This is a genomic window from Parasphingorhabdus sp. JC815, from assembly GCF_040717415.1.
Taxonomy (GTDB): domain Bacteria; phylum Pseudomonadota; class Alphaproteobacteria; order Sphingomonadales; family Sphingomonadaceae; genus Parasphingorhabdus.
The window spans coordinates 77021-98006 of the sequence record NZ_JBFEFM010000007.1; the positions used below are offsets into that span (position 1 = coordinate 77021).

Annotated in this window: 14 protein-coding genes; 5 read left to right on the plus strand and 9 right to left on the minus strand. The window is 52.3% G+C overall.

Going from position 1 to position 20986, the window contains the following annotated elements; translation table 11 throughout:
• Nucleotides 1-464: 464 nt before the first annotated feature.
• On the minus strand, nucleotides 465-1394 hold the full coding sequence (locus tag AB1K62_RS14175; protein ID WP_367004524.1) for a HEPN domain-containing protein: 930 nt from the start codon (nucleotides 1392-1394) through the stop codon (nucleotides 465-467).
• A gap of 620 nt (nucleotides 1395-2014) precedes the next feature.
• Between AB1K62_RS14175 and AB1K62_RS14180 the strand changes: the two genes are divergently transcribed.
• The 3 genes from AB1K62_RS14180 to AB1K62_RS14190 all read left to right on the plus strand — a co-directional run bounded on the left by AB1K62_RS14180 (nucleotide 2015) and on the right by AB1K62_RS14190 (nucleotide 4558).
• The gene (locus AB1K62_RS14180; protein ID WP_367004527.1) at nucleotides 2015-2152 is read left to right on the plus strand and encodes a benenodin family lasso peptide; all 138 of its coding nucleotides are present in this window, start codon (nucleotides 2015-2017) and stop codon (nucleotides 2150-2152) included.
• A 52-nt stretch (nucleotides 2153-2204) separates the two neighbouring features.
• A complete protein-coding gene (locus tag AB1K62_RS14185) occupies nucleotides 2205-2822 on the plus strand; it encodes a lasso peptide biosynthesis B2 protein (RefSeq protein WP_367004529.1) in 618 nt (205 codons plus the stop codon).
• 131 nt (nucleotides 2823-2953) lie between these two features.
• Nucleotides 2954-4558 (plus strand): asparagine synthase-related protein, encoded by a 1605-nt coding sequence (locus tag AB1K62_RS14190; RefSeq protein ID WP_367004531.1) that lies wholly within the window; start codon nucleotides 2954-2956, stop codon nucleotides 4556-4558.
• Here AB1K62_RS14190 and AB1K62_RS14195 read toward each other — a convergent pair.
• The 6 genes from AB1K62_RS14195 to AB1K62_RS14220 form a co-directional block, all read right to left on the minus strand.
• Nucleotides 4501-6684, minus strand: coding sequence for an Atxe2 family lasso peptide isopeptidase (locus tag AB1K62_RS14195; RefSeq protein WP_367004533.1), 2184 nt, complete (start codon nucleotides 6682-6684; stop codon nucleotides 4501-4503). The genes AB1K62_RS14190 and AB1K62_RS14195 overlap by 58 nt on opposite strands.
• Nucleotides 6684-9044 carry a TonB-dependent receptor gene (locus tag AB1K62_RS14200; RefSeq protein ID WP_367004535.1) on the minus strand — a complete coding sequence of 787 codons (2361 nt, stop codon included), beginning with the start codon at nucleotides 9042-9044 and terminating at the stop codon, nucleotides 6684-6686. The genes AB1K62_RS14195 and AB1K62_RS14200 overlap by 1 nt, the downstream gene beginning before the upstream one ends.
• Before the next feature lie 1276 nt (nucleotides 9045-10320).
• Nucleotides 10321-10902, minus strand: a complete 582-nt coding sequence (locus AB1K62_RS14205) for a sigma-70 family RNA polymerase sigma factor (RefSeq protein WP_367004537.1) — start codon at nucleotides 10900-10902, stop codon at nucleotides 10321-10323.
• Nucleotides 10903-11233: 331 nt separating this feature from the next.
• Nucleotides 11234-11824: a GntR family transcriptional regulator gene (locus AB1K62_RS14210; RefSeq protein ID WP_367004540.1), complete on the minus strand. Its 591-nt coding sequence runs from the start codon at nucleotides 11822-11824 to the stop codon at nucleotides 11234-11236.
• On the minus strand, nucleotides 11821-12204 hold the full coding sequence (locus AB1K62_RS14215; RefSeq protein ID WP_367004543.1) for a hypothetical protein: 384 nt from the start codon (nucleotides 12202-12204) through the stop codon (nucleotides 11821-11823). Before AB1K62_RS14215 ends, AB1K62_RS14210 begins: the two co-directional genes overlap by 4 nt.
• Nucleotides 12205-12370: 166 nt before the next feature.
• Nucleotides 12371-12793, minus strand: coding sequence for a DUF2147 domain-containing protein (locus tag AB1K62_RS14220; protein WP_367004545.1), 423 nt, complete (start codon nucleotides 12791-12793; stop codon nucleotides 12371-12373).
• 390 nt (nucleotides 12794-13183) lie between these two features.
• On the opposite strand from AB1K62_RS14220, the gene AB1K62_RS14225 reads away from it, so the two are divergent.
• Complete coding sequence (locus tag AB1K62_RS14225) at nucleotides 13184-13810, plus strand: TetR/AcrR family transcriptional regulator (RefSeq protein ID WP_367004546.1); 627 nt, start codon at nucleotides 13184-13186, stop codon at nucleotides 13808-13810.
• Nucleotides 13811-13827: 17 nt separating this feature from the next.
• Here AB1K62_RS14225 and AB1K62_RS14230 read toward each other — a convergent pair whose 3' ends face one another.
• Entirely contained in the window at nucleotides 13828-16356 is a 2529-nt protein-coding gene (locus AB1K62_RS14230; RefSeq protein ID WP_367004548.1) for a hypothetical protein, read from the minus strand.
• Between the two features lie 765 nt (nucleotides 16357-17121).
• Between AB1K62_RS14230 and AB1K62_RS14235 the strand changes: the two genes are divergently transcribed.
• Nucleotides 17122-17433 carry a hypothetical protein gene (locus AB1K62_RS14235; protein ID WP_367004550.1) on the plus strand — a complete coding sequence of 104 codons (312 nt, stop codon included), beginning with the start codon at nucleotides 17122-17124 and terminating at the stop codon, nucleotides 17431-17433.
• A 311-nt stretch (nucleotides 17434-17744) separates the two neighbouring features.
• On the opposite strand, the gene AB1K62_RS14240 is transcribed toward AB1K62_RS14235, so the two are convergent.
• Nucleotides 17745-20747 (minus strand): TonB-dependent receptor, encoded by a 3003-nt coding sequence (locus tag AB1K62_RS14240; RefSeq protein ID WP_367004552.1) that lies wholly within the window; start codon nucleotides 20745-20747, stop codon nucleotides 17745-17747.
• Between the last annotated feature and the right edge of the window lie 239 nt (nucleotides 20748-20986).

The window sequence follows — 20986 nt, forward strand, 5'->3', positions numbered from 1 at the left end:
CGTCTCTCCGCATTGCTATAACGCTTACTCCAATCGCACTCTTCGGTCAAAAAGGTTGCAGCACTCAAGGCATGGCGAAAATCCCTCGCCGACATTGCCAGTCGCATAAGTTGCTGGTGCTCTTTTTCCTCGCGCGTCGATTTAGATTTGCTCATTCACGAAGGAATGGTCGAAATTATCGAATTCAGCAAGGCATCAACTCTCATGCTCTAATAGCGGGTAGTCCGCATTTAGGTTTGTTGCATGAATGCCTCTTCCTCCGAGATTGGGGCGCTAAGCTGCCGTCGCGGCGGTGGAAGAATGAATGACTGCCTAGCGATCGCCGAGTTAATATCGGGCGGTCAGGATGGCCGACAATTTGAACATCCAGCCAGAAATCAGAGCGCCAGCTCAGCATTCTTAACTATCTCATCAATGCCATTTTCGACGCAACGCGAAATCGCCCCTGCCGCACGGAGTCCGTATCATTCGGTTGCCTGCACTTTATTTTCTAGTGCGGTGATCCGTTCCAAGCAGATTGTGTGAACCACGCGGCCAAGTTCCTCAATCTGCTCACCCAGCCACGTAAGTTCTTCCTCGCTGATACGGTAATGCTTCGAGTAGCGCGCCTTTACATAGGCTTCCTTCAGCTTCTCGAACATCGCGCGATCACGGCGGCTGTCGCGCGGCCAAGCATCCACCAAGCGCATATCCAGCCGCTCGGCCTGCGTTCTTAAAAAGCCTAGATTGTGCACATGTGGCGTGTAGAAAGTGCAGACGAGCAGAACGGTGTGGTAAAGGCTCTCGGTCGTTTGGTGCAAATCAAACGCCGCCTTCTTGCTGTAGCCCTTGTCCAACGCATACTTGGCCACATCAAAGCAGCGCATCGCAGCTGGAAACCATTCCTCAAAATACTCTTTTGCCATGGCCAGCGCTTGCTCGGGCGTCTTGGGCTTGGGTACGTGGAGTTGGCGGTCATCGGCTTCATAAAGCGCGATGCCGTCCTTTGCGACGTCCATGAAGAAGTAGCGGCCATGCGCGAGACCGTCATTCACTTCACCAAGGGTATGGACGATGAAATTGACCGGGGTGCGCAGTGTCTTGTCGATAGCAAGTTCGCGGATAAGGCGGTTATCGAGCTTGAGCCAGTAATCCACTTTGTCGGTGAGGCGCTTGTCATTGACAATGATGAGGATATCGAAGTCTGAGCGATAGCCCTTGGCCGTGTGCGGTTCATCGACCCAGCCGCCTCTTGCGTAGCTTCCATAAAGGATGATCTTCTCGATCTTCCCTTTCTTCTTCCACTCGTGCTGCGCGAGCGCTAGCGCGTCTTCGAACTCTTCGAAGATGATCGCCTTCACGCGTTCAATCTCGCGTTGCTTGGCTGCCGGAAGGTGATCGAGGTCAGTGTGCATATCGACACTTATCGTGGAGTCTTACGCCTCCATTGGCAAGGGGTATCACACGATATTGATATTAAAGTTGTGTAGTCGGTCGGTGCTTGGTCTGCCGGATAATGAATCCTGATCTCACGGGTTTGCACAAACGTCATTGAGCTCGTTCTGCCCACTGATCACCACCCTAGCCTGGTCTGATAACTAAATTCTGAACCGATCCGCCGGGAGACTCACAAAGCGTTTGATCACAGCCTTATACTTTGTAGAAAAATTTAGCCACCGCAGGTGAAGGTGTCTCGTATGCAGAAAACAAAATAATAGTTTTGAAATGATTTTGTCCGGCACTACGGCCGATTTTCATGTCCCAGACCCGTTCGTGCGTCCATGCGGTATACATGTATTACAAAGAGGGATATTTTTAGTTCTCTGCTCGTCGACCGGATACCGGTATGTATGTACAGGCGAAAGCTAAAAGGTATTGTTGCAAATCCTTACATGTGCTTCCAATGCCGGGGTCTCTCGCTACAAATGATCATGGGGCGATTATAATATGATTATAAAATAGATTATCGAAACAGACCCGCTCATCTTCTGTGTCGCGGCTGCTGGAGTCGCAAATGCAACGAAGGAGAAGAGCAATGAAAGAATTTGACATCAATGATGAAACTGTTGTCGATCTTGGTCAGGCTTCGGTCGAAACCAAAGGGCAGGCAATATTCGATATCGATGTGAGCGGTGGCCCCCGGCTTTACGCCGCAGGCATAGCCGCCGACTGATGCGAGAGGGTGCGCGCCCATCGCGCGCACCCTTTGGATTACAGATAACCCCATGTCGTTTTTCAACAGCCCGGATCTCGCATGGTGTGACTTGGGCGGCACTCTCATCTTCCTCGATATCGCTAAAGACCGTTATTATTGCCTAGCCGAAGCGTGCAATCGCGAAGCGTTCCACCAACTCGAGCAAGCTGGTTTAGGGCGGTTTCAACAGCCAGCCTGCTGGCCGAAGCCGGCAGACTGGACGGCGCCGGTTCGTACCTCCGCGGCGGTTAGCAATGGTGTTTTTCGATTGCCGGACATAGCCAGAGCTATCTGGATACAGCGCCGGACCGAGAGAAGGCTAACATCGACATCATTTGCTGCGACATTGTCGAATTTACGCTGCCTTAAGGACGCAGTTGACCGCAAGGCTTTGAAATCCCGGCGCACCGCCGCACAAAACATCCGTGCTTTCGAACATGCCCGGCTGCTGCGCACAGCGGCTGACCGATGCCTGCCGCGTTCAATCGCCCTTGCATGGTGTTTAGCTTCAGACGGCGAACGGACAAATCTCGTCATCGGGGTGAAGCTTGCGCCTTTCAGCGCTCATTGCTGGGTACAGTCCGGTAACGAAGTGCTTAATGACAGCGTCGAGGAAGTGCTGCGTTACCAGCCGATCCTGATTATATGAAAGCCGTCAAATTCGTGCTCGCAGTGCCTTTAGCTAGTCAATGTGGGTCGCCCGCAACACTGAAACGATCAAGGCAACGAAAGGATCTTTGCAGGAAATCGCCCAGTCTCTGGACTGACGACAAAACTGCCTTGGTCGATCTGGGTGCGGCGGGCGTAATATTGGGCGCGTTGTTTTCGCGGTCATCGTTTGAGCTTCTCGAAAGTCTTCCCGATAACGCGTTTGAGTGCAGTAATATCGACAAGCTGGCAGCTTGGCTCATCGAGGAATGTTGGGGCGCTTATGTCGCGGTTCATACCAATTGCGAGACAGGCGAGGTGCATATACTCGTTGATCCTTCGGGACTGTTACCCGTTTACTGCGCCGAGACAGCCACGCACCGAATTTTTGCTTCGCATCCCGAGCTGCTGCGTCGCGTGAGCGGATTTCAGCTGGTTCCTTCATGGCCTGCCGTATATGCCCATCTTTCAAGGCCTGATTTACGTCAACGTGCAGCGTGCCTTGCGGGCGTGAACGAATTGGCGCCCGGCAAACTGATCGGCGCCGGAGAGCGGCAAGTTTCTGGAAGGCAGATCTGGTGGCCCGATGACTTCATGCCGTCCACCATACAGACTTCGTACGAAGAGGCGGCCCTGCATCTTCGCGAACTTGCAACATCGGTAATAGGTGCATGGGCCATGCGTCTGGGGCGGGTTGCAGTTGCCGCGTCGGGCGGTGTCGATTCTTCGCTCATCTGTGCCGCACTTGCAAAGGCAGGCCAGCCATTTGACTGCGTTACGCTTGCAACCGCAGACCCGAGCGGCGACGAGCGGTCCTATGTCCGCAAGATCGGCGATCATCTTGGCATCAATGTACGGAACAAGACATATGATATACGGGAAATTAATCCGCTGGCTTGCGTATCCACGGGCCTTGCGCGGCCTTCTCGCAAACCTTTCATGGCAGCACTTGATGCTGCACTTTGTGATGCCGGTCAAAACTTGGGGGCGGAGGTCGTTTTCGACGGAAATGGCGGCGATAATCTTTTCTGCTTCCTCCATTCAGCAGCCCCCCTGATCGACCGACTGCTTTGCGAAGGACCGGGACGAGGGTCGGCCGCAACCTTGGTCGATCTATGTCATCTTACCGGATGCTCGATGCCAACAATGTTGCGCGCAGCAGTAGTGAGACTATTTCGCAAGCGGCCATCTGGTCTTTGGCCTGCCGATTTACGCCTGCTATCTAGCGCTTCCGAGCAGCATGAATGCGCTCAGCCTTTAACTTCCTGGCTCAATACTATGGTAGGACGGCATCGCGGCAAGTACGATCATCTTGTCCTCTTGATGCGCAACCAGAACTATGTGAACGGTCTGGCCGCAGGAGGGGTGCCACGATTTTCGCCGCTGCTCAGCCAACCGCTCGTCGAATATTGCCTCGGCGTTCCGACCTGGGTCTGGTGCGCCGGCGGAATCAACCGTGCTCCGGCCCGCGCTGCGTTTGCAGCCGAGTTGCCGCGCGAGATTTTGGAACGCGTCTCGAAGGCCGGGCCTGACAGCTTTGTTCGGTTGTTTTTCGACAAATACCGGCAGACTTATCGCGAGCTGCTGTTGGAAGGCCTACTCGCACGGCATGGCCTGCTCGATCGCAAAGCTGTCGAGGCAGCGTTCAATGTAGATTTCCGGTCCGAGGGCTCCATAATCTACCGGCTGCTCGATCTCGTCGAGACAGAGAACTGGGCGCGTTCATGGTCATCGTGATTGGTATCGCAGCGCAGTTCCTCGGCTTTAGGAGCGCCTCTCATCACTTTCCATCTGCCATATTGGCATGATTTTGCAGGATCACAATTCATCTGGTTCATAAGCCAGAATTGGAACCATTCGGTAGACCGTTCATAAATCGCCAGACGGTGTGCAGGTTGATATTTAAAATGCGGCTCGTTTTCCAGAACAAAGAGCTCAATTGCTTTTCCGCGACGTTTGAAAGCGTCCACTACGTCGAGGCCAATTTCATATTCGCTGTCTCCGGTCTGGATCAAAATTGGCGTGTCTATTCGATCAGCATTGAGCGCAAGCGACATGGGCTTCCAGTAATCGTCGGCGCCCGGTTCAAGGAAACGATAACCAAGTTCGCGGGTCCAGTTCCTGAAATAGGGTCCGGCATTGAGCGGGTATGCGTACATATCTTCGCAGCACGCGCCGAGCGCAGCCACCTTGAAGAGGCGTGAATTTATCAGCGCCCACTGCGTCGTGGAAGTTCCGTCGCTAAATCCGCTGATACCCATGCGGTTTGGATCTACTGCGCCGGTCGACACAGCCTTCTCAACTGCCATTTCGAGTGAAGACTGAACGCTTCGCCGATCGCGCCAATCTTTACGTAGCCAACGGCTAAATTCGGTGGAGGTCTCAGCCGTTATCTGTTCCACCGCAAAATCGGGACGTGCAAAACTCAGGACGGCGAAGCCTTTGGCCGCGAACAGCTGGATCGGAAACTCGTCCCCGGTACCGCCCCGGAGAAATCCGTGGCTGAAATACTGCACCACGATGAGAGGATATTTCGAGCCCGGTTTATGATCCGGCGGCAAGACCAGGTCGGCAAAGCTTTCAACACCATAGGCATTGGTAAAATGAAACCGCTGGGCCCTGCCCAATTTGATCAACTGAAAATCCGGGTTGGGATCGGCAATGGTCCGTTCGCGGCCGGTATCGGGATCAATTGCTACCAGCTTTCTTGGACGGACCGAACCTTCACGCGCACAAACCAGTTCTTCGTGAGTAAGATCACAACCGACAAGCGCATCATCGGTCACCATGATGCGCTTGGGTTTCGGTTCTCCGACCCGCCAGCGCAACAGCGCAGTCTGACTGCCGGCCCATCCGGTCTTCTGGCGCGCATAAAGCGTGAAGCCGTCCACTGACCACCATATTTGTCTGACGCCGAAGCATAATGGTTCCTCACAGTGCAGTTTCTGTCCATCGAGCAAAGCCATGACGAGCCGAGATTGGCTCAGTAGCCGCCGCGGATGGAGCGGCTCGAGCCAGGCGGCTGCGCCGCTATTGGCCTTGACATAGCTTCTCGCCGCAGGTGCAACAGATTCTGGTCGGTCTTCAACGAGAAGCTCGATTTCAGCGGGAGTTGATGGCCGGATATCTCCTGTTGCAAGTGTAGCAGTGTGATATACAGGTTCGGCCGGTCCGGTAGGAATCGGACGACCGGCTTTATCGGGAGCAAAACGGTCTCCAAAGAGAAAGCCGGTTCGTGCCTCCCGCGCAATCGCCTCCGCCTGTAAGCGGATACCGGGACGCGTCGCTAAGACCAGTGACTGCCCGCCTGCCGTCCACGCGAAATTGTCAATGTTATCGGGCATTGCGGTGGCGTTTTGCGCAGGCGTTTCACCATCTTCTGCGACCACCCAGACCTGATCAATTCCATTGCTGCGTTTCAGAAAAGCGATATATTTGCCGTCGGGTGACCACCGCGGCGTAATCACCTTGGCGTACCCGCTCATAAGTGATGTAAAATTATGCAGCGGGAAATCAGCCCTGATAAACTTGCCGCCGCGATCAATCTCTCTAGGCTCGCCTTTACCATCCATCTGCGCCACCATCAGTCGCTGACAATATTGATTTTCCTGCGCATTGGCCCTTCGCAAAAGAAATGCGATGCTTTTACCATTGGGCGAAATACTGAACGGGCTGGCTGATTCATTGGAATCGGATCTGCCGATATCCGAGAGCTCGACCAGATCCGTAGCGTTAATCCGTCGGTACGATAGATTACGGTCCGTAAAGTGGTCAAATTTGGCGCACGGATCAATGGACGATGGCGGGACCACAGCAGTCGGAACAATGGTCGTCGCCAGCAATGAAGCTAATAGGAGGCTCATTACCAATTACTCCGGATGCCGACGGCAATGAAACGTCCGATCGGCGAGAAATTTGTGGAATCATAGGGTGTGTCGGTTGGCCCGGTTGTGCGGATGACATCCGGTTTGTCGTTAAAGACATTATTGATCGTGATCGAAAGCGACAGCCCCGGTTCGGCTCCCTTTCCAGCAATCACATCATAGCTCGCCCCCATGTCAAGCGTCGCGGCCGGTGATATCCGTGCTTTTGTCGCAAACCGCTGGTCCTGCAGCGCACCTGTATAATTTAGTGATGACGACAGACTGAACCCGTTGACCCGGTAGCTGACAGCTGCGCGCGCACGAACTCTGGGTGGATTGAATATCGTACCTGCCAGATCGACTTGCGGTAGGTCGGGTGTCAGTTGCTGGCTGCTATCAAGCCATGTAGCTGCCAGATCGACTCCGAGCCTTCCCGCACCAACAGTTCCGTTCCAGGCGAGATGTGCATCGACACCGCGAATTTTCTGGACGGCAACATTGATATTCCGGTTGTCGACAAGTGCAATGACATTGGCAGGATTATAAGGCACGCCAGAGAAGTTCTGTAGCCCTAGCTGTGCACCCGCCACCAAGTCTGCCAGCAGTGCCTCGCCAGGCGATCTATTAATCAGCGTTGTATAGCCAGGATCGTTGAAAGCAGCGGCAATCGACCCCGCGATAGGTTGTACAACGCGGTCGCGGTAGCTTATGTCAAAATAGGTCGCACCGGCTGTGAAACCGGCTAGCATTTTCGGTTTGAACTCGAACCCTACAGTCCAGCTGGAAGCACGTTCAGATTCAAGGTCTGGATTGCCGCCGCTTGTGTAGAAAACAGTGCCCACGCCTGCTCCGAAGGCGCCGCCAGGAAGCAAAAATGCCTGAAAGGGGACATATTGCTGGTAAAGCGAAGGCGCTTTGAACGATCGTGCAAAGCTCCCACGCAGGGTCAGGGTAGGCACTGGCGCATAGATGAGCCCGATCCTCGGAGTCACGAGCCGGTCCAGCCCTTTATAATCCTCGTAGCGCAGCGCGCCCGATAGTTCGAGTCTGTTAATCCCGCGAATTTCGAGCTCTGTCGATACCAACGGCAAATAGATTTCGCCGTAGAGGTAGCGACTGCGGCGCGAAACGTTGAAGGCTGCTGACGGCGCACCGTTAATCAGCCGCGTAAAATCCATCCCATTATCCCGAATACCTCCACCGATCGCCATCCTGGCGTTACCCCCTGCCAGTTCGAACAGCGGGCCATCCGCGCTTATGTCGAGCGATGTGACACTATTGCAATAGCACCCACTCGTAATCCTGGTGCTACCGCCAAGAGGTGTAAAGCTGGTTTGATAGTTTGTGTGATCTCGTCCGAGCAAGCCAACGATTTTGGCTTCCCAGTTCGAACCCAGTTGCAGTTCCAGCGACGGTGCTACAGTCAGGCTTTCGACCCTCGGGTTAAATAAGAAACGTGATGCTGGTGTTCCGCCAACGGTTTCTGATTCGCGCCGCGAGTAAAGGACATCTACCTTCGCTACTATGCGATCGCCTAAACTCTGATACGCAGAAATAGTTGCCACATGACGATGCTGCGAGGGATAAAGAAAGCTGTCAGGATCGAGCGATCCCGCATACGAGCGCTGGCGCGATTCAATCTCCGAATTGCGCGAAAAATCATAAGCAACAAGAATGCCTCCACCGTTCCAGGTCGTACCGCCTACAATGTCGGCCTGCTGACGGAAATAGCCTCCATCGTTACTCGCCCCGATCTGCGCCGAGGTTGCTACACCTTCGAAGTTGCGTCGCAGGATGACGTTAACTACACCTGCAACCGCGTCGGATCCATAAATCGCGGAAGCACCATCGGATAAGACCTCTATGCGATCAAGTGCCGCCAGTGGGATCGCCGAAATATCGACGCCGCCAAATGCGGAATCATAAGGTAGCCTATGGCCGTTCAGGAGCGTCAATGTTGCATCAGGCCCAAGACCACGCAGATTTGCGTTCGATGCCGAATTTACATTGCTATTGATCAGGCCTGCCCCGGTGCCGATCCCAGGATTTTGACCGCCGCTAAAATTTTGCGGTAAAGAACGGATAGCCTCGCCTAGATCGACCTGCCCGGCCGCGATTATGGTTTCCTTGCCGAGTGTAATGACATTTCCGGCCACTGCCGCGCCTCGGATCCGTGAGCCCGTTACGACAATGCTTCCATGTTGATCCAGACTCACATTGCTCTTAGTGCCTTTTGTATCGGTCGTCCTCTCCTGTGCATGGGTTTTGTCAGTTTCTGCATCCTGGGCAGCAACCGCTTGCGGTATGAGGGTAAGTGCTGTTCCCGCCAACAAGCCCGTAATTATATGTCTGTGTTGCATCGATATCTCCCTAATCGTTTCCGGCCCAGTTTAATTTTTGGCCATGCAGGGATAGACGCAGAGATTGAGGATGACCTTAGTTGCCAGCGTAACTATTATAGAGTGGCAAAAGCTTCTGGAGTCATGGACAAGGCTTTCTAAAAATCCAAAGACCTGGATTTTCATAGTCAGTTGCGAAGGGTACGATTCCTGAAAACTGGTCTCATACGATCCGCTGGGACAGCCATCATATTGGCTAGGCAAAAGAATCTTCAGCATATCGTGATGATACTTACCGAACCATGGCCTGGGCTCGCAGGTTAGAAATGCGAGACCATTGTATTATATGTGTTCGTCTCCGTGAACGTACAACCATCCCGGTAGATACCGATAAGGACTAGTCCTTTACGTAGAACCAATATCCCTAAGGGCCTTTTCGTCTTTCAGATACGTCGAACAGCACAACAGAGATTCTCGGCCTTGTTGGCATGGCCGCTCTACGTCGGTCTATCTATATGACGAGCGTTATCTGGACGAATTTAATTAAGATCGCCAGTTTTCCGATTTCGCATGTTCAATGGAATAGCCGGTCTCATACCCTCAGAAACCATCTGCTCTTCATCAGTGCGCGCTACCACGGACTGATTGGATGGTCAGATATCTATCTTGCTGTCCGTTTTTGTCTATAATTAGAAGGCATTAAGGTCTTTTACATTACGTTACATTTGTTATTTCAGGGATCTGTGATGAATGCCGGGATTTGCCATAGACACGTGTGGTTGACGGCCCAACGGGAATTAAGCCGTCTTCTGCTTACCGATGCTATGAGTTAGTTCATAGTTTCCCCGGCTCCCAACATCACAGTGATAAGTGTAAGAGCACTTGGGTAATAACCACTGGCGGCAAGTTTACGGTTGCTAGTGGCTGCTCGATCTCGCTGGACTTCAGTGGCCTGTCCATCAATTCCGCGAAGCGTTCACGAGCCGCAAGGATGTTCGCATGCTGTTCGCCTGAACCTGAGAAATGGTCCCAGTTCAAGGTATTGATAATTTAGCTCAACGACGCCCCGATGTCGCTTTTATGCCAATGATTGATTTCTGTGACTATAATGAAGAACGTTTTTGCAGTCACTAAGAGGCTTTTCATCGGTCCATTGAGAAAACAACATGGTCGCCAAAATTTCCAGGCTAGTAGCTCTACGACCTGAAAAACAGCCACCAGTCCTACCTAATCCAGAACAATAGCGGATAATTCCGTCACTCCAGAACCACTAATCCCTAGCGACTATCTTTATATGCTAAACCGTTTCGCATAGACTACTGCGCAAATGCGACAACGCTTTCATCATATGGTATTCGACGGCACCCATCGAGATATCGAGGGCGTTGCGAATGTCGCGATACGCCATATCGTCGAACCGGTTCATGATGAATATGGTTCGCGTCCTTTCAGGTAACTGGGTCAACGCGCGTTCAAGGCATAGTATCAGGTCGCCTGCCTCTAGCTCATGTTCCTGCTGTGCATCGCAGTGCGTGTCACGTGCCTCGTCCATTGGCAAAGTTACCACTCTGCATTGCTTCCGCCGCGCAGTATCAATCAACAAATTCCGGGCGATGCATAGCAGGAAACCACGGGGATTGACGAGACTGGACAGCTGTGGACTGGTGGCAGCGCGCAAGAACACCTCCTGCGCAATATCACTTGCCAGCTCCGATCCGACACGGCTTCTGAGAAAACGGATCAACCCCTCGCGCTCATGGCGGAAAATCGTCTCGAGCGTCTGTCGCGCGGTATAATCTGGCCGATCTGACCGGTAGTATTTACTCGGCTGAGGCAGAGCCTCGCCCGTCCGACTTTCTCGGACATTTGTCTTTAGCATGGAAGTATCGCACTGGCGATATCTATCGTCCCCTCAACAGCTGAAGGGAGTGATGATTTGCCAGCGCTCTGCCGCCGTTCAAGCTTCTAGCGAAGCCCTTATTCGGTCCGGCCCCCGGTCCACTATCGGACCAGGGTAAATGATGGATGGCGGAATATTTCCGCGCAGCCTACGCCAAATTTCGGACTGCGTGAAATTTTTCTAACAAAACAGCAGATGCTGCGCAAGTATTGCTTTCACTATTCAAACAATGCTTGAGATATTAGCAAATATCATTTTCTGCTATGAACATATATGCTCGGTTATCAAATAAACAAGAGGATTGGCACCATCATTGTATTAGGTCGATGAGCGTCGACACTTTCTCGTGTCGTCGCTGATGATATTTGTATAAACTGCTGCGTAATCCCGCGTCTTGATTTGCCGAAAGCTGCTCTAACTCCTCAATCTCCTGCAGAGCATCGGGAAATACCAACAGATCTTTCATTCGTACGATATGCATACGCTCATTGAGCGAGCGTACGGTTTCAATGATGATGATATTTCCGGAAAGAGAGGCGATGAGGTCAAAGAACGTGCTTACCCGGTCAGCATAGGTGCAATTTTTAAACTTAAATTCCACATGGCTCAATTCTTCCGGCCGAGTAATAAGTGTTAATTCAAGCAGCGCGACATTGACTACGAGCATATCGCGAAGGGCCTTTTCGCTAATGCGCGGAACTCGGTACCCTTCTCCAGGTTTCATCTCGACCAATCCCTCACCGACTAGCCGGTTCAGACAGTCCCGGACTGGTGTCATACTGACCCCAAGCTCATCCGCCAAACGCAAAGCTTCGAGCTTTTCGCCCGGTGGCCAAACCCCTTCCATCAGCATATACTTCAGCTTTTTACACGTAGGTTCAATTACGTGCGCGGGGCTCATGGCGTAAAATGTTTACCGGTAACAAATTTGAGGACCGCATCTTGCTGACTTGACCTTAGAGCATCTATAGCACGGTGGAAAACCTGCACAATCTCATGCAAAAATGTCGATAGACGCTGCCCATCGCGATGGGCGGTATTTGGTCGGTGCTGCGTATAATATGCACGTTCAGCAAGGTCGGGTTCATAATATATCATGATATACCGCGAGTAGGCAAACCAGCGATCTTCGTATGGTTTCAACCAGCCCAGATTGATACCGGTAACATTGACGCGCCTGACATTATCCAAGCGGTTTGCCCCGATTCCATGGATCAATCGCAACCCGGCACGACGATTTCGTCGATAGCCTCCCATCCATGGCTCATATCGCATCATCATTATACTAGCTCGCATTTCTCTAGGCCATCTTAGTCCTTCTAGCTCACTACCTAGCCTCATGCAGCCAGTATGGTATTTGACATTCGTAAGAATAGGTCTAGCGTTTGTGCCGGTTACATCCATATGTCAGGTTCGCTCACGTAAACTTTCCTTAATTGGAACCTACCTATTTAGCCTTAGTCCATATTTTCGTGCGGCAGATGAAGGCAACACATCCCTTGACTTCGAGTTTGCCGTTCGCGAGCAACTTCAGATATCCGCGCGATGCACCATCGCCAGTTTCGGGATCATAGACAGACTTCCCTTTCCATTCGACGGGACCGCCCGTGAAACTCTTCAAAACCACAAGCCCCTTGATCCGCCGCCCGCGTTTCGTAACGTCCGAATTACGCACGTCGCGCAAATCAGGATTGGTACTCAACCTTGCCGCGCCAATTACCTTACCGCAAAGCGCCGCGCCGCAGCGATAGATCTCCACGCGGCCGCCTTCGCTACCGGTTGCCCAAACGCCAGTGATATCAGCAGTCGATGCGGACGCCGGTACCGCGTACAGTCCGAGCGCGGCGAATGTGAGAGCTAGTTTATTCATACCATATTCCTCTTTGTTTCAACTACTTCGAGCGCTTTCGTCAGTAGCGCTCGGTTGTGGAACTTCCACGAATAACAATCGAAGCGCATATACCAGGTATCCACATCCAGCACATGACAAGGCTGCGCTTCTGCTAACGACGTAGCGTCTTCATCTCGCTCTGAAGATCGCGGGTGCGTAATCCGTTGACATCGAGTGCCTCTCATCACTAATGTCATTGACATCAATGTATAATGAGGCAGTTGATCGTGCAAGCGTTTTTCTGCCGCTCTAAAGCTGAGCAACGTTATAAAGCGTATAAAAATGCATTGTTACGAGCGCACGCTCTGGGCTATGGACGATTAAGATTAAGGCCGATCAAGGCCGGGATGACCGCAAGGAACAACGACAATGCACAATGAACCACCACCGCGTCAAAAGCGGCGTAAGCGGATGGGTCCCGAAGTTCGCGCAGAAGGTCTCGCAGCCGCGCGGCTATTGCTGCTCAAGGGTGGCCCCGGCGCAGTGACACTCGCCAATATAGGAGACGAGATCGGCATGTCACACGCTAATGTTCTACATCATTTCGGATCAGCCGCCTGGTTACAATCGGCGCTGATGGGGTCCATGATTGAGGATCTAACGAAGGCGCTCGACAATGTCGTAGAGCTCCTCAAAACCGATGTCGCTGCGCCACGCACCATCGTCGATCATGTCTTCGATGCGTTCGACAAAGGCGGTGCCGGGCCACTCGCAGCGTGGATCGTCCTGTCAGGCGACGTCGCGCATCTGGAACCGGTGCGCGAAGCAGTGCGATCACTCGTCGAAGCAATCGTCAGCCAGCCAGAGGACGAAGTTGCACCTGGACGGGTGCGCACTGCTGTGCTGATGATAGCGGTCAGCGCATTTGGTGACGCCGTGATCGGTCCTTATATCCGCGATATGCTCGACCAGGAAGACGACGCGATGCGCGATTTGATCGCGCGGATCCTTCCGCTCTTTATGGTCCCTTCAGGCATTCCACCGACGACTTCCTGAACGGGTGACCGGTACCGCTAGAATTGCTTCCGGATGCTCAGACGGATTGTTCGCCCTAACGGATCGATCTCGTCGTGTGTCAATTCCCGGCGCGTGATGTCGCCCTTTACCGACACCTTTCGGAACCCGCCTAAAATATTTTGGATATCGAGAGATATTCTGAGATTTGATGCCCAATCGCGTTTCACCGATAGTCCCCCCCAATGCTCGGGTTCTGCGAACAAACCTAAATTGAACTTCATGAAAGACGGATAGAGAAACTCTGTCGCGCTACCCATCTCGTCATTCGATCGGACGCGTGCGGCTCCATTCCAGTTTCCGTTCAGTGACACCCCCATCCCGCGTCGGCCAGCGACAAGATTAAATATGACGTTATGCCGAGGTAGGCCGCTGTCTCGCAATCTGTCCAGCACCGGAAGTCCCCGGCGTATGACCATCTCACTTGCGAGCTGCCAGCTATGGATGATCGACAGACTGAATGTCCATGGACGCTGATTATCTGGTATAATCGGCACGTCCATATGTGCCTTCCCCTTTGCGGTGTATAGCAAGTTAACGCCAGATGTGATCGATTCAGTCCGATCGTGCGATATGTTGATCGGCCGCGCATTGATCGAAATGAGCCGCCCGCTCGTATCACGCATGACCCGTTCCGGAAAGATCGCTTCAACATCAGGCGTAAGCGTTGGAAACGATATAATGCCGCCCTTGGCGATACGTCTGCGATAATTGATATTGAAGGTCGCGAAATCGCCTTTAATTGGCCTTATCACCACGTTCATCGAAAGATTATTTACGCTGCCGCCCTCAAGCCCAGGATTGCCTCCGAAAACTCTGATAGGCTGGACATATTCCTGCTGCGCGAAGTCAAACAAACGGGTGACTACCTCAATCCGTGGACCGTGTAATTGTTCGAACAGTGGTTCAACATTTTCGCGCCCGAACGACGCCCGAAAATCAACAATGGAGAACGGAGCCCATCGCACTCCGGCATCCCATTTATAGCGTGTTCTGGATCGACTCGCCTTGCCGAATTCCATCGACAAGTCCAAGCCCAGATCACCGAGCGGCGCGAGGACATCGAGCGAGCGATTAGCAACCGGCAGAGTCAATGACCATCGACCATCAAGTTGATTACTCGAAAATCTGTCTTGTGACATATTACCATTTGAAGCTACTAAAGTGCTAAACCGCGATCGGCTATGGCTTGCATTCACAGTGACACTCGTACTCGCCTCGCCTGCTGGTAGTTTAAGGATAGATTTGGACGCGTTGAACGTAGCGCTAAAATTCTTGGAATTCGATCGGCTGTTCGCGGTACGCAATGGTATGTATGGCCAAGGACCGGATGGATCAAAAGAAGAATCACCCGCATCCACCCTTTGTTGCAAAGCGCTACTATCATAGCCCGTATCGTTGGAACTATTATTGCGGTTGTTAGAATAAGAAGCTGAAATACTTGCCTGCCATCCTGCTATCAGCCCGGAAAGTGAGGCCGAAGCACCCATATTGGTCGATCGTTGCTGGCTTTCCAATGCGCGCCCCCCAACTAGCCGATAAAATGTTTCGCCTGCCCCGGCGGAAGGTAAAATAAGCGAAGATAGCGGCATTCCGATTAGTTGCGTACTTCGGTCAAAGCCCGCATTAGCGCTCAGCGACAGGAAAAAATCGTCAACCGGCCGCGTGACGCCGATGTTCATATTTACCGAACGCGCTTTTGCAGTCAGCGATTCGTACCGGTTCGGATCAATCGAACGTCCTTCTGCCGCTTCAAGAGATGGGAGGATCGCCTCGACATCGGAGCGCACCGGAATATCGCGTTCGCTTTTTAGCAGCGGCGTGTCGTAGCTACCCCTCAACTGGACATTCCAACGCGTGTTGCCATCAATGACCGATCGCCCTACGGACAGCTGGGAATTGGAACTGCCGCCTGTGAACGGCATTGAGAAACCAGCATCTACATCCGTGCTCGCAAAATTTTTCTTGAGCTCTAGATTTACAACCCGCTTCCCTGCGGCATAGCCATAGCGCGCTGCCGCTTCGGGGGGCAGAATTGCCACATGCTTAAGCGCCTCGGGCGGATAGCCGGTGACCTCCGTTGCGCTATTGATGCGCCTGCCATTGACTAAGACAACCGGGGTATCGCGCGTTCCTCCAATTAACGGAGCGATGTCCTCTAACAGATCACCGATAGTGTTGGCTCCATAGGCCGCGATCCGGTCTTCATCCAGATCTCGTTCAGACGCGATATCAGCCTGCCCCCACCGGCGACCAGTAACGATGATCGTGTTATCCTTCTCATTTCCTGCAGGGGTTTGTAAAGATATCCGCGATAAAGAGGGCTCGCCAATCGCCAATGCAGCACTCCCTTTTTCGTCAGCTGCATCAATATTCTCCGCATGTGCAGTCTGTGCCTCGCACCGTTGCCCACACGATAGACAGATGGCTGACACGATCAGCGAGGTTGACCAGCCAAATAACCGGAATAAGTTAAAAGGACTCCGCATTGCTGCGGCATTAGCTGAGGTGGATCTCAGAAAGGTCAAGTGTCTCTCATAGCATGGCTAAGAAGTGTCCCTCAGGCTTGGCTATTCTTAGAATCATGCCCCGATACAAAACGACACTCGAACATGCTGCGCGCCAAAGGGAGGAGAGCATTACCGACCACATACAAAAAACAGCCGCAATCAGGGATTGGTGATCGTAAGGGCGCCTGGGCCAGAAGTTTGGGACAGCGTTCCCATAAATTTGCATGGGCGTCCACTTGGAGCTGTCGAATTTGACAGTGGAGTGCTCATCTGAATAGTACGGGGCATAATGCCATTACCCCCCCAGAGCATTTTAATCGATCCTGTACACGGACTGTTGGGATAGAATTGAAGCGTAAGACCGCTCAACGTAAGATGCGTTCCGTCAAAAGTTAGGACACCTTGGCCGCTCACGACTGCAAAGCAACTGTAAGCGCCCGCAGATGATAGCACTGCCGTCGTGCTGGAAGACGAAGCATCTATATCGATTTTCATTGTACAATTATACACCCCACTATTCTTCTGAAAATCTACAGGGCCACTAAATGTATGTACACCTGTAGGCGCATAAGTGGTGGCATTCACGGATTGAGCACTTAACAAGGCAGAAGCAGCCATTATCAAAGAAGTTAGATCCTTCATGTTTTTCCTTTCCTAGAACTGCATCACCCATCGCACAAAAGCAAAGAAGGGGCGTCTCGAATTTCACAACGCCCCTTCTGGCACCGGTGGGTGTTTTATTATGGCGTTAACGTCAGCGTGTTCGGCGTCGGGCTCGTATTAGTGAGCGTGCCGACAAGTGTACACGGCTTGCCTGAGGTCGCACTCGAGTTTGAATATGGCTTGCTCAAAGCGATTGTCCGAGTGCCCGAGTTTCCGCCCCAGCCGAATTTAATCCTGCCTGTACACAAGCCAGAGCTGATCGGTGGGTCAATGGTCAGACCCGAGATACCCCAATCGGTGCCGTCGTGCGTAATGCTGCCCGTGCCGGTGATCGAAATGAGTCCGCAGGGAAAGCCACCGGAAATTGAAGCCGTTGCAGTAGCCGTCGAAGAAGACGTTACATTGGCATTTACTGTAAGAGTACAAGAATAGGTTCCCCCATCCTTCGACACATCAACATTTCCCTGAAATACGTGCGGACCGCTAGGGGCCGGTGCATAGGTCGCGGCGGATACAGCCTGCCCACCCATCAGGGTAGCAGTCGCTGCAAATATTGTTGCAAATTTTTTCATCATAACTCTCCTAAGTAAAACAATTAATGTTTTTATTAATGCACTTAAGAATTATAGTTAAGTGCATTTATTGACATGCACATCTTTTACATTGATGTCAACATAAAGATTCTTTTTGTAATATCTTATATGTAACTTTCTCTATAATCTCATCAACCATTTGAATATATTTCAGAATTTCTTCGCAACACTAAATCCAAATATCCGAGGATCGAGCGTAAATACATTCGTACTCAGTCCGGTATCATCACTATTCGTGAAGAAGTCCGTGATCGGAGTCTTGTCGAAAAGGTTTTTGACATAAAACTGGAATGTCAGATCATCTGATGGCTTATCCAGCGTTATCGCCAGATTTGCATTGCTCCATCCTTTCAGGCGATCATATTCGCTATTATATACACGCGCGAAGCTTTTCGATTGGCGATAATAATCCCCTCTCAGCGTCAATTCCCAATCTCCATCGTTGATGAAAAAAGTATATTGAGCGCCAATATTGAATGTCAGCCGCGGCGCGTTGGGCAGCTCATTCCCTTCCAGGTCGGCAAAAAAGCCGCGACCGCCATTGGGCGCATCGGTGATCGGATTATATTCAAAGCCATAGAATTGATAGAGAGCTACACCGTCTAGAGACGGGTCAAAGGTCCCTAATTCTTTGGACCCCCCGCACAGCGCCTGAAGAGCTGGCAGTCCCAGTCCAAATTGGGTTATGGGATTGCTTAAAATATCCTCGACCACCTGAGCGGGCGCGATGCAGTTCGAGGGGAGCTGGATCCACGGACGTAATAAGACCCAGTCCGGATTGCCCTGGGTGCGATTCATCACGTCGATCGATTTTGCTCCCTTTTTCAGCCGGGTTTGCAAATAGCCCAGATTGGCATCGACCTGGAACGCACGCGAAGGCCGCCATGCGGTTTCGAGCTCAAGCCCCCAACTGGTCGCATCAAAATTCTCGTTGAGCGAAATGCGGTCAACGATCTGTGAAATCTGGTAATCCTTGTAATCATAATAAAATGCCGTCGCGTTCAACGTAACACGGCCGCCATCGAAGCTATTCTTCGTTCCGATTTCAAAGGCGTTGACGAATTCAGGCTTGAACGTCGATGGCAGGGGTTGGAACTGCACGATACGCGGATGCAAATTGGGCCGCGGCGGGTTGGTGCCCCCGCCCTTGTAACCGCGCGATGCCGAAGCATAGATCAGCGTCTGGTCGGTGAAATCCAGCTCGGGTTTCCAGTCGACCACGATGCGCCCGGTTGGTTCGGACCATTTCTGGACGACATCGGGATCGGTCGGATAGCCAGAACTCACATAGCCACCGCTTGTCCCGATCGTCCCGCCGCCGCCACCAAGCAATAATTGGCTTTGCACCGGCGTGGTGATTTTCTTGTCTTTGGTCCAGCGCAGGCCGGCTGTGACCTTCAGATTATCTGTAACGTCCCAATAGGCTTCACCAAAAACCGCCCAAGATTTGGTCCGCACAAGATTGCGGCTGAGAAAATAATTATGGCCCTGCTCGTCGAGCGAATCGATCGGATTGGGATCGACATAAACGCAATCGCTTCCCGTGGTTCCTATCGGGCAAGGGTCATATGTGGTTGGGCTATCATACAGGCGGTTATACTGGTTATAGGCGATATAGGTGAAGGCGTTGTTGAAGACGAAATAATCGTCTTGTGTTTTGAAATCGAGATAATTGACCCCAAGGTTGAAATTGAACGGCCCGTCGAAGTCGGATTGCAGACGAAATTCCTGCGACCATTGACGGTTACGCGAGCGGCTGAGGTCAACAGACAGAAGACGGTTGGAACATCCCAATTGCGGGTCGCAGAAAACGCCGCCTGGCGCCGCGTGATCCTGAGGTATAGGCAGCTGGTTAACATCCACAAGACCCGTCGTATCGTTAAACAATGGCCCTGAGACAAAGCGGTTGTAATCCTGTGACGAATAATAGCGATCACGCGCATAAGCGGTCTGCGACACAAATGTCAGCGAATCGGTGACGTCGAATTCCAGATTGCCCTGAAAGACATCATTTTGTGCCCGGAAAACCGGATCATATTCGGTTGCAATTTCCCGCAGGTCACGCGATTGCGTGGCATCGAGAAAAGGGTCGGTCGGGAGAAAGGCATATTGCTGTCCAAACACGCCTGGCTCAGAACCCATCGTAATTACCACCTGACCGGCGACAACAAAGGCAAGGCCCGATCCGTTCGGTGTGCCGTATGCCGCATCGTCATAAAGCGACGCGGACTGGCAACCCTGGCTGAACCGCCCTCGCAGATTCTCCTCAAAGGGAGTAAACAGGCCAGGCTGTGTCCCATCGGGTATCCGGACACCGTTCACCGTTGCTGGACCGGGGTCGCGCGTACATAATTGCTTGCCGGTGCGCGAGCGATCATCGTCCTCTTCAAAATGCTGCCAGATCGCATTGACCCTCAAACGATCGCTTGGCTCCCACTGCATCGACAAGCGGCCGGACCAGAGTTCGCGGCCATTGACCCGGCGATCGGTGAAGGTGTTGTAATCAAAACCATCACGGCTGGTGAGCGCTCCCGCAGCCCGGATAGCCAACGTGTCGGTGAGCGGAACGTTGATCATCCCGCTAGCCCGCATCGTTTTGAAATTACCGACCTCTAATTTGGTATCGAGTCCGAACTCGTCATCGGGCAGCGCCGGAATCAGGTTGACCACGCCAGCGGTGGCGTTGCGGCCATATAGCGTCCCCTGAGGCCCGCGAAGCACCTCGACCCGCTGCATGTCAAAAAGCTCTGCTTCGAACAACCGGTTGCGGATCAGCGGTGTATTGTTGAAACTCACTGCAACCGCCGGATCGCTCGATGCCGAAATCGCTTTCGTCCCGATCCCGCGGATCGAGAAATTATACATACTGAAATTGCTTTTCGAAAAGGTCACATTGGGAACCGCGCGGAGCAGCTCTGAACCGCTTTCGATTTTGTAAGCGTCGAGCATTTCGCTCGAGAATGCTGATATAGCGATCGGCACATCCTGAATCGCCTCTTCCTGCTTCTGCGCGGTGACGATAATGACGTTGCCATCCGGCGATTCGTCGCTCTGCGGCCTGCCCTCCGTGGCCATAGCGGGCGTTGCGAGCGCGCTTCCAAGTGCAAGAAGGCTGATTGCGCGCGACATAGCCTTAAACCGAGTATTTACCATAATTTCTCCCCCATTGTAGTGCCAGATAACCAGCTGTTTTTTCTTATTTCACGAAGTTGATACATTTACACATTAATGTCAATATACATTGGTGCTAATGTTAATATAGTGGATATGTCTTAGTTTTTGGCTACTTAAAGCGCTTCACTCGAATGTGCCGTACTAGCTGATGCAATTACTGATGCCATGCGTTGCATCGAGTGCGCAGAATATGAACTGAGCGGCACATGCGACGATAA

Coding starts and splice junctions, on each gene's coding strand:
- AB1K62_RS14180 (WP_367004527.1), top strand. CDS start 2,015: ATGAAAGAATTTGACATCAATGATGAAACTGTTGTCGATCTTGGTCAG.
- AB1K62_RS14210 (WP_367004540.1), bottom strand. CDS start 11,824: ATGAGCCCCGCGCACGTAATTGAACCTACGTGTAAAAAGCTGAAGTAT.
- AB1K62_RS14240 (WP_367004552.1), bottom strand. CDS start 20,747: ATGGTAAATACTCGGTTTAAGGCTATGTCGCGCGCAATCAGCCTTCTT.
- AB1K62_RS14220 (WP_367004545.1), bottom strand. CDS start 12,793: ATGAATAAACTAGCTCTCACATTCGCCGCGCTCGGACTGTACGCGGTA.
- AB1K62_RS14185 (WP_367004529.1), top strand. CDS start 2,205: ATGTCGTTTTTCAACAGCCCGGATCTCGCATGGTGTGACTTGGGCGGC.
- AB1K62_RS14225 (WP_367004546.1), top strand. CDS start 13,184: ATGCACAATGAACCACCACCGCGTCAAAAGCGGCGTAAGCGGATGGGT.
- AB1K62_RS14215 (WP_367004543.1), bottom strand. CDS start 12,204: ATGATGATGCGATATGAGCCATGGATGGGAGGCTATCGACGAAATCGT.
- AB1K62_RS14175 (WP_367004524.1), bottom strand. CDS start 1,394: ATGCACACTGACCTCGATCACCTTCCGGCAGCCAAGCAACGCGAGATT.
- AB1K62_RS14205 (WP_367004537.1), bottom strand. CDS start 10,902: ATGCTAAAGACAAATGTCCGAGAAAGTCGGACGGGCGAGGCTCTGCCT.
- AB1K62_RS14195 (WP_367004533.1), bottom strand. CDS start 6,684: ATGAGCCTCCTATTAGCTTCATTGCTGGCGACGACCATTGTTCCGACT.
- AB1K62_RS14200 (WP_367004535.1), bottom strand. CDS start 9,044: ATGCAACACAGACATATAATTACGGGCTTGTTGGCGGGAACAGCACTT.